Annotated in this window: 12 protein-coding genes; all 12 read right to left on the reverse strand. The window is 55.3% G+C overall.

The features are described from left to right. Window positions 1-72: 72 nt before the first annotated feature. The 12 genes from ftsZ to BV494_RS13510 all read right to left on the reverse strand — a co-directional run bounded on the left by ftsZ (window position 73) and on the right by BV494_RS13510 (window position 15,119). Window positions 73-1,227: a cell division protein FtsZ gene (gene ftsZ / locus BV494_RS13455; RefSeq protein ID WP_104923334.1), complete on the reverse strand. Its 1,155-nt coding sequence runs from the start codon at window positions 1,225-1,227 to the stop codon at window positions 73-75. A 71-nt stretch (window positions 1,228-1,298) separates the two neighbouring features. Next, window positions 1,299-2,555, reverse strand: a complete 1,257-nt coding sequence (gene ftsA, locus BV494_RS13460; protein WP_009634688.1) for a cell division protein FtsA — start codon at window positions 2,553-2,555, stop codon at window positions 1,299-1,301. Beyond that, window positions 2,552-3,388 (reverse strand): cell division protein FtsQ, encoded by an 837-nt coding sequence (ftsQ, locus tag BV494_RS13465; RefSeq protein WP_104923335.1) that lies wholly within the window; start codon window positions 3,386-3,388, stop codon window positions 2,552-2,554. The genes ftsA and ftsQ overlap by 4 nt, the downstream gene beginning before the upstream one ends. 1 nt (window position 3,389) lies before the next feature. After that, window positions 3,390-4,310 (reverse strand): D-alanine--D-alanine ligase, encoded by a 921-nt coding sequence (locus BV494_RS13470; protein ID WP_104923336.1) that lies wholly within the window; start codon window positions 4,308-4,310, stop codon window positions 3,390-3,392. Next, window positions 4,303-5,778, reverse strand: a complete 1,476-nt coding sequence (murC, locus tag BV494_RS13475) for a UDP-N-acetylmuramate--L-alanine ligase (RefSeq protein WP_104924799.1) — start codon at window positions 5,776-5,778, stop codon at window positions 4,303-4,305. The genes BV494_RS13470 and murC overlap by 8 nt, the downstream gene beginning before the upstream one ends. Window positions 5,779-5,856: 78 nt before the next feature. Beyond that, a complete protein-coding gene (gene murG / locus BV494_RS13480) occupies window positions 5,857-6,924 on the reverse strand; it encodes an undecaprenyldiphospho-muramoylpentapeptide beta-N-acetylglucosaminyltransferase (protein ID WP_104923337.1) in 1,068 nt (355 codons plus the stop codon). Further along, entirely contained in the window at window positions 6,921-8,123 is a 1,203-nt protein-coding gene (ftsW, locus tag BV494_RS13485; RefSeq protein WP_439958386.1) for a cell division protein FtsW, read from the reverse strand. The genes murG and ftsW overlap by 4 nt, the downstream gene beginning before the upstream one ends. Window positions 8,124-8,128: 5 nt before the next feature. Next, window positions 8,129-9,445: a UDP-N-acetylmuramoyl-L-alanine--D-glutamate ligase gene (gene murD / locus BV494_RS13490; protein ID WP_104923339.1), complete on the reverse strand. Its 1,317-nt coding sequence runs from the start codon at window positions 9,443-9,445 to the stop codon at window positions 8,129-8,131. 2 nt (window positions 9,446-9,447) lie between these two features. Continuing rightward, the gene (mraY, locus tag BV494_RS13495) at window positions 9,448-10,530 is read right to left on the reverse strand and encodes a phospho-N-acetylmuramoyl-pentapeptide-transferase (RefSeq protein WP_101075164.1); all 1,083 of its coding nucleotides are present in this window, start codon (window positions 10,528-10,530) and stop codon (window positions 9,448-9,450) included. Then, window positions 10,524-11,885: a UDP-N-acetylmuramoyl-tripeptide--D-alanyl-D-alanine ligase gene (gene murF / locus BV494_RS13500; RefSeq protein WP_104923340.1), complete on the reverse strand. Its 1,362-nt coding sequence runs from the start codon at window positions 11,883-11,885 to the stop codon at window positions 10,524-10,526. The genes mraY and murF overlap by 7 nt, the downstream gene beginning before the upstream one ends. Further along, entirely contained in the window at window positions 11,882-13,369 is a 1,488-nt protein-coding gene (gene murE, locus BV494_RS13505) for a UDP-N-acetylmuramoyl-L-alanyl-D-glutamate--2,6-diaminopimelate ligase (RefSeq protein WP_104923341.1), read from the reverse strand. Before murE ends, murF begins: the two co-directional genes overlap by 4 nt. Next, complete coding sequence (locus BV494_RS13510) at window positions 13,356-15,119, reverse strand: peptidoglycan glycosyltransferase FtsI (RefSeq protein WP_104923342.1); 1,764 nt, start codon at window positions 15,117-15,119, stop codon at window positions 13,356-13,358. The genes murE and BV494_RS13510 overlap by 14 nt, the downstream gene beginning before the upstream one ends. Window positions 15,120-15,135 lie beyond the last annotated feature (16 nt).

Below are 15,135 nucleotides of genomic sequence, written 5' to 3' on the forward strand. Positions count from 1 at the left end.
CCAACCGACCTAAGCTTACCTTAAGATCGGCGGGACAGTTTAGCACAAAGAGCGGAGATCCTACAATTCGGACTAGTCTGCCTGCTTACGCAGGAATGCAGGGATGTCCAAATAGTCGGGCTCTTTATTCGATTGCGCGGTTGGATCATTCACCACTTTAGCCGCTGGCTTAGTTTCCTGCGGCAGCGGAGACATCCCGTGCTGCTGGTAACGGTGATCCATCACTGGCTGGCTGGCGGGCTTATTGGTCACCAAAGTGATCTCAGGACGTTTGTCCATGCCGATACCGGTCGCAACCACAGTAACACGCAGTTCGTCATTCATTTCCGGGTCAAGGGAAGTCCCGATCACCACGGTCGCGTTGTCAGAAGCGAAAGCACGGATAGTGTTACCCACGGTTTCGAATTCATCCAGACGCAGGTCGAAGCCCGCGGTAATGTTGACCAGAACGCCGCGCGCGCCGGACAAATCGATGTCTTCCAGCAACGGGCTGGAAATCGCCATTTCAGCCGCTTCTTCAGCACGGTCTTCACCACATGCCACGCCGGAACCCATCATGGCATAACCCATTTCGGACATTACGGTGCGCACGTCAGCAAAGTCGACGTTCATCAGACCCGGACGGGTGATCAGCTCAGCGATACCCTGCACCGCGCCTTTCAGCACGTCGTTGGCCGCACCGAAGGCGTCCAGCAGAGAGATACCGCGACCCAACACTTTCAACAGTTTGTCGTTAGGGATAGTGATCAGGGAGTCCACATGCTTGGACAGCTCAGCGATACCCTGCTCCGCGAATGCCATACGCTTCTTGCCTTCAAAATTGAAAGGCTTCGTTACGACTGCAACGGTCAGAATACCCAAATCTTTTGCAACTTCAGCGACGACTGGCGCAGCACCGGTACCGGTACCGCCGCCCATGCCCGCTGCGATAAAGACCATGTCAGCACCTTCAAGCGCGGCGCGCAGGGCTTCACGGTCTTCTTCTGCAGAATTGCGACCCACTTCAGGGTTCGCGCCAGCACCCAGACCTTTGGTGATACCACTACCAATCTGAATCGTCTGGCCTACAGCCGTTTTACGCAACGCCTGGGCGTCTGTGTTAACGGCAAAGAATTCAACACCTTCGATGCGCTCACGCACCATGTGTTCGACAGCGTTACCGCCGCCACCGCCGACGCCGATGACTTTAATCACCGCGTCGTTGGTCAGTTCCATAGGTTCAAACATAGTTTCTCTCCGTTTTGTGCCTGTCGCGTCGGGATCAAAAGCTATAAGAGCATGATCCCGTTGTTAAAACATTAAAACTCTTTTCTCAGCCAGCTGTTGATTCGTTTGAACCAGTTGCCCACTGAGGCGCGTTTTTCCACTTCGGCCTCACCGCTCAGGTGAGACTCCTTCCCGTAGTGCAGCAGCCCTACAGCCGTTGAGTAGTAAGGTTCCTGCGCATAATCTGTCAGCCCTGTGATGTTCAGAGGTTGCCCGATACGCACCTGGGTATGGAATACCCGCTGCGCACAAGCTGCCAGACCATCAATTTGTGCTGCGCCGCCTGTCAAAACAATACCTGCGGCCAGATGATGTTTTACGCCTTGCTGACGTAACTGCTCCTGCAATTGCAAAATTTCGTCATTCACTAAATTCAGCAATTCTGTGTAACGAGGCTCGATGACTTCAGCCAGTGTCTGACGTTGCAGACTGCGCGGCGGACGTCCGCCTACGCTCGGCACTTCGACGTTTTCGTCTTTGCCGACAATCGAACCTAATGCACAACCGTGGCGAACCTTAATAGCTTCGGCATCGGTCGGTGGCGTTCCAAACGCATAAGCGATGTCGCTGGTGACCACGTTCCCTGCATAAGGGATAACCTTAGTATGACGTAGTGCGCCGCCGGTATAAACCGCGATATCCATGGTTCCACCACCAATATCGACGACACAGACCCCTAATTCGCGTTCATCTTCGGTCAGAACCGCATAACTGGCTGCCAGACCGGCAAAAATCAGCTGGTCAACTTTTAAGCCACAGCGTTCAACCGCCTTCACAATGTTCTTCGCCATATCGTTATGGCAGGTAATCAGGTGAACTTTTGCCTGCATACGCACGCCGGAAAGTCCGACAGGGTTTTTAATCCCTTCCTGATAATCAATGGCATATTCCTGAGGGATCACATGCAGAACACGATGCTCGTCGCGAACGCGAACCGATTTCGCGGTATGCACTACGTTCTCTACATCTTCCTGCGTGACTTCCTCTTCTGAAATAGGAACCATCCCTATTTCATTCTGGCAACTGATATGTTTACCGGACAAAGCAAGGTAAACAGAGGAAATCTGGCAATCCGCCATCAGTTCAGCCTGATCGATGGCGCGCTGTACGCACTTCACCACCGATTCCAGATCATTCACGCCACCCTTGTCCATGCCACGGGACGGGCAACTGCCCACACCGATAATATTGACCATGCCATCGGGCAGAACTTCCCCCACCAATGCGGCGACTTTTGCCGTACCGATTTCCAGCCCAACTACCAGTTTTCTGTCCGTCGACTTGATCATTGTTGTTTAGCCTGTGCCTGATTCTGTTGCTGATTACTGTTTTGCTGGTCAATAAACTCCGGAGCCCAACCGACCGACGCACCGCTGTCATAACGTAAATCGACATACGTAATGCGTTTTTTATCGGCTTCAGCCTGTTGCTGGAATCGCGGGTAAAGCTCGATAAAACGTTGTAAACGCCCCATCCGGTCATCTCTTCCCAATTCCAGCCGGACGTCGTTATCCAGAGTTAACTGCCACGAGTGACGCGCACTCATTGCTACTGCCTTCAACGTGAATTTCCCGGCGGCCAGCGCCTGACTCATCGTTTGAAAGCCCTGCAAAACATCCTGTTCGCTACCTTCCGGACCGTATAGCAGCGGCATTTTCTGTTTGACCACACGTTCAGCGGGTATGCTGAATGATTTGCCATCGGCATCAACCATATGCAGATCATTCCAGTGTGCGACCGGCACATACTCCACCAGATGTATCTTCAATTCATTCGGCCATTGCTTACGGACGCTGACCTGTTTTATCCAGGGTAAACGCTCAATCTGCTGCTGAATGATGTTTACATCCTGCGTCATGAACGTCCCCGGTGCCCCTAAGGACAAAATCGCCTGACGAATATCATCGTTGGTCGTGTAATGACGCTCTCCCGTAACCACAAGCTGGGACAACGGCAACCGGTTCGCATCCTGCATCCAGATAATGACGGCCCACGCACTCCATAAAATCGTTCCTGCTACCAGCAGCAGAAACACAATCCCTGCCAGCTGGCCACCATTACTGCGACGGCCGTTAGTCTCGACCGTCTCACGCTCTCGGGTATTCAGGGCGGCTTGAGACATATCAGTCAGCCAAAGCCAGAATACGGAAAACGAGTTGAGAGAAGCTCAGCCCGGAATGTTTCGCCGCCATCGGCACTAAACTGTGGCTGGTCATTCCCGGCGATGTATTCACTTCCAGTAAATTAAAGCTGCCGTCACCGTCCTGCATCACATCAACACGGCCCCAGCCACTGCAATCGAGCGCCTGATAAGCCTGCAACGCCAGTGCAGATAACTGTTTTTCCTGTTCCTCGCTCAAACCGCTCGGGCAGAAATACTGGGTTTCGTCAGACAGATATTTCGCCTGATAGTCATAAAACGTCCCGGCGGGCTGGATGCGGATGGAGGGCATAACCTGATCGCCAACGATCGCTACGGTGTATTCCGGGCCACTTAACCATTTTTCAATCAGAACGTTATCGTCATGACGAAAGCCTTCCTGCAGTGCTGGCAGCAACTCTTTTTCGGTTGTCACTTTGCTCATGCCAACGCTGGAACCTTCGCGGCTTGGTTTGACGATAACCGGCAAGCCTAATTCGGCGATTTTTGCCGCCAGAGCGCCCTGCCCTGCTGCTTCAATTTGTGAACGATGCAATGCCACGAACGGAGCAACCGGTAAACCCAGCGCCTGCCACACCAGCTTGGTGCGGAATTTATCCATGGTCAGCGCAGAAGCCATCACGCCACTGCCGGTATACGGCAGGCCGATGTGCTCAAGCAGCCCTTGCAACGTACCGTCTTCACCACCGCGTCCATGCAGCGCGATAAAGACTTTGCTGAACCCTTCTTCTTTAAGAAGCGCCACGTTAAATGTTTTGGTGTCGATGCCATATGCATCCACACCAGATTCGCGTAAACCTGCCAGCACGGCAGCGCCGGACTGTAATGACACATCGCGCTCTGCGGAAGTCCCCCCCAACAATACCGCTACTTTCTCAGACATGATGTTCTTCACCTTTTTTCACTGGCTGCAACTTCTGATCAGCCAATTTACGGGCCACTTTGCCAACATTACCGGCACCCTGTACCAGCACTAAATCGTCGCCTTCGAGGATCTGCGCCAAACTTTCAGGCACAGCGTCAATATCAGAAACCAGAATAGGATCCAGTTTGCCTCGCGCACGAATGGTGCGGCATAACGAGCGGCTGTCGGCTCCCGGAATTGGCGCTTCACCGGCCGGGTAGACATCGAGCATGATCAGCACGTCAACCTGAGACAGCACATTCGCGAAGTCGTCATATAAATCGCGGGTACGCGTGTAACGGTGAGGCTGGAAAATCATGACCAGACGCTTGTCCGCCCAGCCCGCGCGTGCGGCTTTGATTGTCGCATCCACTTCTGTCGGATGATGACCGTAGTCATCAACCAACATCGCGCTGCCGGTTTTTCCGTTCACATTTTCCAGCGCGTAATCGCCCAGGAAATCAAAACGACGTCCGGTTCCCTGGAAGCCTTCCAGCGCGCGCAAGATTGCGTCATCGCAGATACCTTCATCCGTCGCAACAGCAACAGCTGCCGCGGCATTCAGAGCGTTGTGTCGGCCCGGCGCGTTCAGCGTGACGCTGATCAGCGGCAGATCCTGACGACGTATCGTAAAGTGCCCCTGCGCGCCGACCTGACGATAATTCTCAATAATCACATCCGCATCTTCGCTGAAACCGTAAGTGGTAATGTGACGGCCTACGCGTGGGATCAGCTCACGGATCACCGGATCATCAAGACACATCACTGCACGTCCGTAAAACGGCAGGTTGTGCAGGAAATTCACAAACGTCTGTTTCAGGTTTTCAAAATCGCCCTGGTACGTATCCATATGGTCTGCTTCGATGTTGGTCACAATGGCCACCATCGGTTGCAGATGCAGGAAGGACGCATCGCTTTCGTCCGCTTCTGCAATCAGGAAACGGCTTGAGCCCAGACGCGCATGCGTTCCCGCTGCTTTAACCAGCCCGCCATTTACGAAAGTCGGATCCAGCCCGGCTTCTGCGTAAATGCTGGTGACCATCGCCGTGGTCGTGGTTTTACCGTGTGTCCCTGCCACGGCGATGCCGTGACGAAAACGCATCAGCTCGGCAAGCATTTCCGCGCGACGGATAACCGGAATACGTGCTTCACGGGCGGCAACAATTTCCGGGTTATCGGAAGAGATCGCCGTCGACACCACCACCACGCTGGCATCCAGCACATTCTCCGGGCGGTGATTGAAATAAATGGTCGCACCCAGTGCAGTCAGTTGCTGCGTGACCGGATTCGGTGCTAAGTCAGAACCGCTAATCTGATAGCCTTCATTGGCCAACACTTCGGCGATACCACCCATGCCGGCACCACCGATGCCAACAAAGTGAATGTGCCGGACACGATGCATCTCGGGCACGAAGGTACGCAGTTTCGCCAATTGTTGTGTATTCACGTTTTTATTCACTATTTCAGGTTACTGATTAATCCGTTTCTTACGGCCAGGACCACGCTGCGCATGGCCCGTTCAATTTCATTTTTTGCTGACGGCGACCACTTCTGCGGCCACGCGTTCTGTCGCATCGGGAATAGCGGCTGCACGGGCAGCGACAGCCATTTCCATCAGATGGGTTCTGTCCCATCCGGCCATCAGATCAGAGACGGCTGCGGCACTAAAATCTTTCTGCTCAATAATCTTTGCGGCACCGGCTTTTTCCAGCGGCAGTGCATTCCAGTACTGCTGACGATCTTTATGCTGGAACGGCACGAATATCGCCGGTAAACCCGCAGCGGCAATTTCACTGACGGTCAGCGCACCGGAACGGCAAACCACCACATCGGCCCAGGCATACGCCTGCGCCATGTCGTCAATAAATTCGGTGACTTTATGCTGAGTCTGACCGGCTTTTTGGTATGCCTGATTCACGGACTCCAGCGCGCCTTTCCCGACCTGATGCCACAACGTAATTTTATCGCCCATCAGCGCCGCGACTTCCGGCATCGTCTGATTAAGTACCCGTGCACCCTGACTTCCGCCAATGACCAGCATACGGATAGGCCCTTCGCGCCCGGCAAGGCGGGTTTGCGGTAATTCCAGCGCCAGCACATCCGTGCGCACCGGGTTACCCACCACGGCCGCATTCGGGAATGCGCCAGGAAACGCCTGTAATACTTTTTTGGCAATGTGCGACAAACCACGATTGGTCATGCCCGCAATACCATTTTGTTCGTGCAGCACCACCGGAATACCCAGTGACCATGCTGCCAGACCGCCGGGGCCGGAAACGTAACCGCCCATGCCTAAAACCACATCAGGCTGGAAGCGCTTCATGATGGCTTTCGCCTGGCGCCACGCATGATATATGCGAATGGGGGCAGTGATCTGCGCTTTCAGACCTTTCCCACGTAATCCTGAGATTTTAATGAAATCAATCTCGATGCCATTTTTCGGCACCAAATCCGCTTCCATTCGATCTGCCGTGCCCAGCCAGCGAACTTCCCAGCCTTGCGCCATCAGATGATGCGCCACGGCCAGACCGGGGAAAACATGCCCGCCGGTACCGCCTGCCATCACCATTAAACGCCGGGTATTGCCACTCATCGGGCGCTCCTTACAAACGCCTGGGCTTTTGCCAGACGCGTTTCAAAATCCACTCGCAGCAACAACACAATTGCCGTCGACATAATAATCAGGCTCGAACCACCGTAACTGATGAGCGGTAAGGTCAGACCTTTCGTTGGCAACATCCCTGCGGCGGCACCTACGTTAACCAGCGCCTGGAAGCTAAACCACACACCAATGGAGCAGGCTAAAAAGCCGGAAAACCGCTGATCGAGCTCTAATGCGCGACGCCCGATGGACATGGCGCGAAAAGCGACGAAGAATACCATCAACAACGCCAGAACCACACCGAAATACCCCAACTCTTCCCCCAAAATGGAGAAGATGAAGTCGGTATGTGCCTCCGGTAAATATTCCAGTTTTTGCACCGAATTTCCGAGCCCTTGTCCCCAGAATTCACCGCGACCAAACGCCATCAGTGACTGGGTTAACTGGTAACCACTGCCAAACGGATCGGCCCAGGGATTCCAGAACGACGTGACGCGGCGCATACGGTACGGTTCGGCAAGAACCAGCAGCACAACGGCAAAAGCACCGGACCCGATGATGGCCAGGAACTGCCACATCTTTGCCCCCGCCAGGAACAACATCGCCAGCGTGGTAATAAACAGTACAACGACCGTACCGAGGTCAGGCTGGGCCAGCAGAAGAACGGCCAGAACCACCATCACGCCCATCGGCTTACAGAAACCCCAGAAGTTACTCCGGACCTCATCGACCTTTCGCACCAGATAGCTGGCGAGGTAGCAAAACAGTGACAGCTTGGAAAACTCTGCGGGCTGAATACGCAATGGCCCCAGTGAAATCCAGCGCGATGCCCCGTTAACCGAGCTCCCCACCACCAGGACGACCAGCAACATCACCACGGAAAGCAGCAGCAGGACGTTACTGTATTTCTGCCAGACCGCCATCGGCACGCGCAGCGTCACCAGCGACAACCCGAAGGCCAGCGCAAGGTAAATCGCGTCACGCTTCGCAAACAAAAACGGGTCATCAGCCAGACGCTGACCGATGGGCATCGAAGCCGATGTCACCATCACAAAGCCGATAATCGCCAGCCCAAAGGTCAGCCACAGCAAGGTGCGGTCATACAGCACCAGAGTTAATGAGTCGTTTTCTTTCGACCCCATCACCCAGTCGTTAAATTTCCCGACGAGGCCCAGCCCCGGAATACGGATCCGCATTAACCCAGCTCCTTCGCCAGCGCAGTGAAGACGTCACCACGTTGTTCAAAACTGCGGAACTGATCGAGGCTCGCGCAGGCCGGAGACAGTAAAACCATGTCGCCTGACACTACGCGCGTGCTGATGTCACGCATCGCCTGTTCCATCGTTTCAAACAGAGAAGAAACGTCAGGACGTAATTCCGCCAGCTCTGCGCCGTCACGGCCAAAGCAGTAAATGCGCAGATTATCGCCCTGCAGATATTTCGTCAGCGGCGAGAAATCCGCGGATTTCCCGTCACCGCCCAGCAGAAGATGCAATGTGCCCTCAACATGCAGGCCGTTGAGTGCCGCTTCGGTGCTGCCGACGTTGGTGGCTTTGGAATCGTTAATCCAACGCACGCCATCGTGTTGCCACGCCACCTGAAAACGGTGCGCCAGACCGGTAAAGGTCGTCAGCGCTTTCAGGCCTGAAGCGTGAGGAATGCCCACCGCATCCGCCAGCGCCAGCGCAGCCAGCGCATTGGTATAATTGTGGCGGCCCGTCAGCGGCATTTCGTTGGTATTCAGAACCTTCTCGCCACGCACGCGCAGCCAGATATCGTCCTGCTGGCGCGTCAGATGGTAATCACCGACGTCCACACCAAAACTCACGCAACGCTTATCAGCGCCACGAACCGGCATTGTCAGCGCGTCATCCGCGTTAACGACGCACAGCGCGGCGTTCTCATAAACTTTCAGCTTTGCCGCACGGTACTGCTGCAAACCAAACGGATAGCGATCCATATGATCTTCGGTCACGTTAAGGATCGTCGCGGCCGCTGCACGCAGGCTGTACGTGGTTTCAAGCTGAAAGCTGGAAAGCTCGAGCACAAACAAATCGTATTCATGATCAAGCATCGTCAGCACCGGCAAACCAATGTTGCCGCCCACGCCAACGCGCCATCCGGCAGCTTTCGCCATTTCGCCAACCAGCGTCGTCACAGTGCTTTTACCGTTCGAACCGGTGATCGCCACAATCGGCGTTTGCGTTTCGCGGCAGAACAGCTCGATATCACCGACAATTTCCACACCCGCATCGGCGGCAGCGCTCAGTGCAGGGGTGGCCAGCGCCATACCGGGGCTGGTGACAATCAGGTCCGCATCCAGCAGCCAGTCTTCATTGAGCGAACCGAGGTGACGCTCAATGTTATCCGCGAGTTTATCCAGTCCGGGCGGGCTGACGCGGGTATCAATAACACGCGGCGTCACACCCCGTGCCACAAAGAAATCAACACAGGACAGGCCGGTAAGACCCAGCCCGATGATGACCACTTTTTTACCCTGATAGTCAGCCATAATTACCGCACCTTCAGCGTCGCCAGGCCAATCAGGACCAGCATCAGCGAAATAATCCAGAAGCGCACAATGACGCGCGGTTCCGGCCAGCCTTTAAGTTCGTAATGGTGGTGGATCGGCGCCATACGGAAAATGCGCTGACCGCGTAACTTAAAGGATCCGACTTGCAGGATGACCGACAGTGTTTCAACCACGAACACACCGCCCATAATCACCAGTAAGAATTCCTGACGCAGCAACACGGCGATAGTTCCCAGCGCGCCGCCCAGTGCCAGCGAACCGACATCGCCCATGAAGACTTGTGCCGGATAGGTGTTGAACCACAGGAAGCCAAGACCCGCGCCGACAATGGCGGTACACACAATCACCAGTTCGCCCGCGTGGCGGAGGTAAGGAATGTGCAGGTAGCTGGCAAAATTCATGTTACCGGTCGCCCAGGCCACCAGCGCAAAACCGGCGGCGACGAACACGGTTGGCATAATCGCCAGACCATCCAGACCGTCCGTCAGGTTGACTGCGTTACTGGTTCCGACAATCACGAAGTAGCTCAGCAGGATATACAGCAGGCCAAGCTGCGGCATGATGTCTTTAAAGAACGGAACAACCAGCTCGGTGGCTGGCGTGTCTTTCCCGATGGCGTACATCGTGAAGGCGGCGGCAAGTGCGATAACCGACTGCCAGAAGTATTTCCAGCGGGCGATCAGACCCTTGGTGTCCTTACGGACAACTTTGCGATAGTCATCGATAAACCCGACAACACCGTAGCCCAGCAGAACAAACAGCACACACCAGACGTACGGGTTAGACGGATAAGCCCACATCAGGACGGAAATCGTGATGGAAGCCAGAATCATCAGGCCGCCCATCGTTGGCGTCCCGCGTTTGCTGAAATGCGATTCCGGGCCGTCGTTGCGGACAACCTGGCCAAAAGACATTTTTTGCAGACGGGCAATCATCCGTGGTCCGATCCACAAAGACAGGAACAAAGCAGTCAGCAGGCTGACAATGGCGCGAAACGTCAGATACGAAAAGACGTTGAAGCCGGAATAATATTTGACCAAGTGTTCGGCCAGCCAAACTAGCATGTTGCATTCTCCTGTAACGCGCGTACTACCTGCTCCATTGCGGCACTACGTGAACCTTTAATCAAAACGGTAATTACCGCATGTTCAGACAGTAAGCTCGTTAAACGGGCCGTCAGGGCTGCCTTATCCTCTAAATGCTCACCACATCCGCTGGCCTCACTGAGGATGCGACTGTCGTGGCCAATGCTGAATACTTTATCGATACCTGCTGCACGGATCGCTTCTCCCACCTGACGGTGGCAGCTTTCGCTTTCGGCCCCCAGTTCGGCCATATCACCGACGGCCATGACGCGGTAACCCGGCATTTCTGACAGCACTTGTGCCGCTGCCGTCATTGAACCGACGTTCGCGTTATAGCTGTCGTCGAGCAGGGTTCTGCCTTCGCTAAGCGCTATCGGGAACAGACGTCCTTTGACAGATTGCAGCGTTTTCAGACCAGTGCGTACGTTTTCAAGCGAAGCGCCGACAGACAGCGCCAGCGCAGCGGCTGCCAAAGCGTTGGCAATGTTGTGACGCCCCGGTACCGGCAGGGAAACATCAATGCTGCCCTGTGGAGAATGCAGGGTAAAAGCGGTATTCAGCGGGCTGAGGCTGACATCTGTCGCGCTGAAATCGATGCCTTCAGTTTTCGCAGAGGAGAAATGCCAGACGGTTTTACCGGTCAGCTTGTGCTGCCAGTTCGTCCAGTCATTGCTGTCAGCGTTAATGACCGCAATACCGTTTTCAGGCAACCCTTCGAAAATCTCGCCTTTGGCGCGGGCAACGCCGGCCAGAGAACCAAAACCTTCCAGATGCGCCGCAGAGAGGTTGTTGATCAACGCCGTTTCAGGACGTGCCAGCGCGGTGGTATAGCCGATTTCGCCCGGATGGTTTGCGCCCATCTCAATGACGGCAAAATCATGCTCTGCGGTCAGGCGAAGTAACGTCAGCGGCACGCCGATGTCGTTATTGAAATTGCCTGCGGTGTACAGCACATTGCCGCACTCACGCAAAATCGCGGCGGTCATTTCTTTCACAGACGTCTTGCCGGAAGAACCGGTCAGGCCGACCACGCGGGCAGGAACCTGCTGGCGAACCCAGCCGCCGAGTTGCCCCAGCGCGACGCGGGTGTCAGCGACCACTAACTGAGGGGCCTCCACCGGTAAGCGCTTACTTACCAGCAACGCCCCTGCACCCGCTTTAACGGCGTCTGCCGCAAAATCGTGTGCATCGAATTTCTCGCCTTTCAGCGCTACAAACAAACCGCCTGCAGTGATCTGACGGGTATCCGTCGTCACGCTGTCAATTTGCGTATCCGCGCCGATAAGTTCAGCGTTGAGCACATCGGCCAGAGTTTGCAGAGAAACGCGGATCATGCGATCACCCCCAGCAAACGTGCGACAGTCACGCGGTCGGAGTAATCAAGGCGCTGATTCCCTACCAGTTGATAATCTTCGTGGCCTTTGCCGGCAATCAGCACGACGTCATCTTCCTTCGCCTGCATGATGGCGCTGGTCACCGCTTCCGCACGACCGTGAATTTCCTGTGCACGGCCAGCATCCAGCAATCCGGCGAGAATATCTGCCACGATGGCGCGAGGTTCTTCGCTGCGCGGGTTGTCATCGGTCACGATAACGCGATCGGCGAACTGTTCGGCGATGCCACCCATCAGAGGACGTTTGCCTTTATCGCGATCGCCACCGCAGCCAAACACGCACCAAAGCTGCCCTTTGCAGTGCAGACGGGCAGCCGCCAGCGCTTTTTCTAACGCATCCGGTGTATGTGCGTAATCGACAACAGCGGTCGGTTTACCCGGTGCGTTGAAGACTTCCATGCGCCCGCAAACCGGCTGTAACTGAGAAGCCGTCGCCAGCAATTGTGGCAGCGGGTAATCAAGGGAAAGCAGCGTCGCCAGTCCGACCAGCAGATTGCTGACGTTAAACGCGCCCATCAGGCGGCTCTCCAGCTTGCCTTCGCCCCAGCTTGAATCGATATTCACCGTCGCGCCGTTGTCGTGATAATTCACGCTACGGGCAACCAGCCAGCGGCCTTTCCAGCCCGCCGGGATTTTGTCTTCCATGCTGACCGCAACAGAATCAGGGGTTTTCGCCAGCCAGCGCGCCCCGACTTCATCGTCAGCATTGATAATTTTTTGACCGACCGGATGCGAGGAGAAGAGCTGCCATTTGGCGTCTTCGTAGCTCTGCATGTCACCGTGGTAATCCAGATGATCGCGGCTCAGGTTGGTAAACGCGGCGGCAGCGAACGGCAGCGCGGCCACACGATGCTGCACCAGCCCGTGGGAAGAGACTTCCATCGCGGCGAAGGTGGCACCCTGTTTCACTAAATCAGCCAGAATATGCTGAACCTGAACGGCCGAACCGGTGGTGTTTTCCGCCGGAACCACGTTATCCAGCAGACCATTTCCCACCGTCCCCATCACCGCGCTGGTTTCGCCCAACAACTGGCTCCACTGCGCCAGCAGTTGCGTGGTGGTGGTTTTACCGTTGGTGCCGGTCACGCCAACCAGACGCAATGATTTGCCTGGCTGCTGATAAAAACGTCCTGCCAGTTCAGAAAGCAAGACGTTGAGATCCTCAAGATAAATCACCGGCACACCATGCATCTGGCTAACCGTACCGTGCTCTTGTTCACCTTTTGCTTCGGCCACGACGGCAGCGACGCCCTGGGCAATGGCCTGGGGAATAAAACGACGCCCATCACTGGTATGGCCTGAGACCGCGACAAACAGATCGCCGGCAGCCGCGATGCGGCTGTCTAAGATCATGTCTTTTAGCGCTACCGCTGGGGCTTCACTCACCCAGGGCGCTAAGATGTCGCGCAAATTACGATCTGCCACCTGTTGCCTCTTTTTGATTATTTACTATGTCTGCATTTTCATCGGCAGTCAGCGCGTCAGGTTCAACGTTCATGGTACGCAACACCCCGCCCATGATGGCGCCAAACACCGGTGCGGAAACGGCCCCACCGTAATACTTCCCGCCCTGCGGATCGTTAATCACGACCACCAGGGCATATCTTGGGTTGCTTGCCGGCGCAACACCGGCGGTATAAGCAATGTATTTATTGACGTATTTGCCGTCCGGACCGACTTTCTTCGCAGTACCGGTTTTAATCGCAATACGGTAACCCTTGATCGCGGCTTTCACGCCGCCGCCGCCCGGCAGCGCAACGCTTTCCATCATATGAACGACGGTGCGCACCAAAGGTTCCGGGAACACACGTTCACCGGAAACCGGGGGATCAACGCGTGTGATCGACAACGGGCGATAGATGCCCATACTGCCGATCGTGGCATAGACTCGCGCTAGCTGGAGAGGTGTCACCATTAGCCCGTAGCCGAAAGAGAAGGTGGCCCTCTCTATGTCAGACCACCGTTGTTTTTTAGGGTATAAGCCACTGCTTTCTCCAACCAGCCCCAAATTGGTCGGTTTTCCCAATCCGAATCGCGAGTAAGTGTCTACCAGCTCTGCGGATGGCATCGATAACGCCAGTCGTGAAACACCGACGTTACTCGACTTCTGCAAGATACCCGTCACGGAAAGCTCCGCGTAACGGGCCACATCTTTAATCTCATGGCCGTTGATCCGGTACGGCAGCGTATTGAGCACGCTGTTCTCACGGACCACACCATTCTTCAACGCGGTCATGACGACCATCGGTTTCACGGTAGAACCCGGTTCGAAGATGTCAGTGATTGCACGGTTACGCATCACGTCTTTCGGCGTATCCGGCATGTTGTTCGGGTTATAGGACGGGCTGTTGGCCATCGCCAGCACTTCGCCGGTTTGCACATCGACCAGCACCGCCGTGCCGGATTCCGCTTTATTGAAGGCCACGGCGTTATTGAGTTCGCGGTACACCAGCGCCTGCAGACGTTCGTCAATGCTCAGCGCCAGATTGTGGGCAGCCTGGCTGTCGACGGTGGAGATATCTTCAATGACGCGGCCAAAACGGTCTTTACGGATGGTACGTTCACCCGGTTTGCCGGTCAGCCAGCGGTCAAAACTCTTCTCAACGCCTTCAATGCCTTCACCGTCAATGTTGGTGACGCCAATGACGTGCGATGTAACCTGCCCGGCCGGATAATAACGGCGGGATTCCTGACGCAGAGAAATCCCTGGCAGCTTGAGTTTATGGACATATTCGCCAACGGCCGGATTCACCTGACGCGCCAGATACACGAAACGGCCTTTCGGATTCGCATTGATGCGGGCAGAAAGTTGATCGAGCGGCATGTTTAGCGCATCGGCCAGGGCTTTCCATTTGGTATCAACCGTGATGCCACCGCGATCGTTAATTTCTTTCGGGTCGGCCCAGATTGCATTGACCGGCACGCTTACCGCCAGAGGACGACCAGAGCGGTCGGTAATCATGCCGCGGGATGTGGGGATGGTCTGAACGCGCAGGGAACGTAAATCCCCTTCTTTGACCAGTTTGTCCGGATTAATGACTTGCAGATAAGCCACACGCAACATCAGACCCACCAGGGCCAGAAGGATACAGGCGCACAACAACGCAAAACGCCAGCTAATAAAGCTGGCTTGATCTTCGGGACGCTTTAACTTCGCGGTGCGTGTTGCTTTCATTAGCTGCCTGTATTCT

Source organism: Rahnella sikkimica, from assembly GCF_002951615.1.
GTDB lineage: Bacteria > Pseudomonadota > Gammaproteobacteria > Enterobacterales > Enterobacteriaceae > Rahnella > Rahnella sikkimica.

Coding starts and splice junctions, on each gene's coding strand:
- BV494_RS13470 (WP_104923336.1), bottom strand. CDS start 4,310: ATGTCTGAGAAAGTAGCGGTATTGTTGGGGGGGACTTCCGCAGAGCGC.
- murF (WP_104923340.1), bottom strand. CDS start 11,885: ATGATCCGCGTTTCTCTGCAAACTCTGGCCGATGTGCTCAACGCTGAA.
- BV494_RS13510 (WP_104923342.1), bottom strand. CDS start 15,119: ATGAAAGCAACACGCACCGCGAAGTTAAAGCGTCCCGAAGATCAAGCC.
- murG (WP_104923337.1), bottom strand. CDS start 6,924: ATGAGTGGCAATACCCGGCGTTTAATGGTGATGGCAGGCGGTACCGGC.
- ftsA (WP_009634688.1), bottom strand. CDS start 2,555: ATGATCAAGTCGACGGACAGAAAACTGGTAGTTGGGCTGGAAATCGGT.
- mraY (WP_101075164.1), bottom strand. CDS start 10,530: ATGCTAGTTTGGCTGGCCGAACACTTGGTCAAATATTATTCCGGCTTC.
- ftsQ (WP_104923335.1), bottom strand. CDS start 3,388: ATGTCTCAAGCCGCCCTGAATACCCGAGAGCGTGAGACGGTCGAGACT.
- murD (WP_104923339.1), bottom strand. CDS start 9,445: ATGGCTGACTATCAGGGTAAAAAAGTGGTCATCATCGGGCTGGGTCTT.
- ftsZ (WP_104923334.1), bottom strand. CDS start 1,227: ATGTTTGAACCTATGGAACTGACCAACGACGCGGTGATTAAAGTCATC.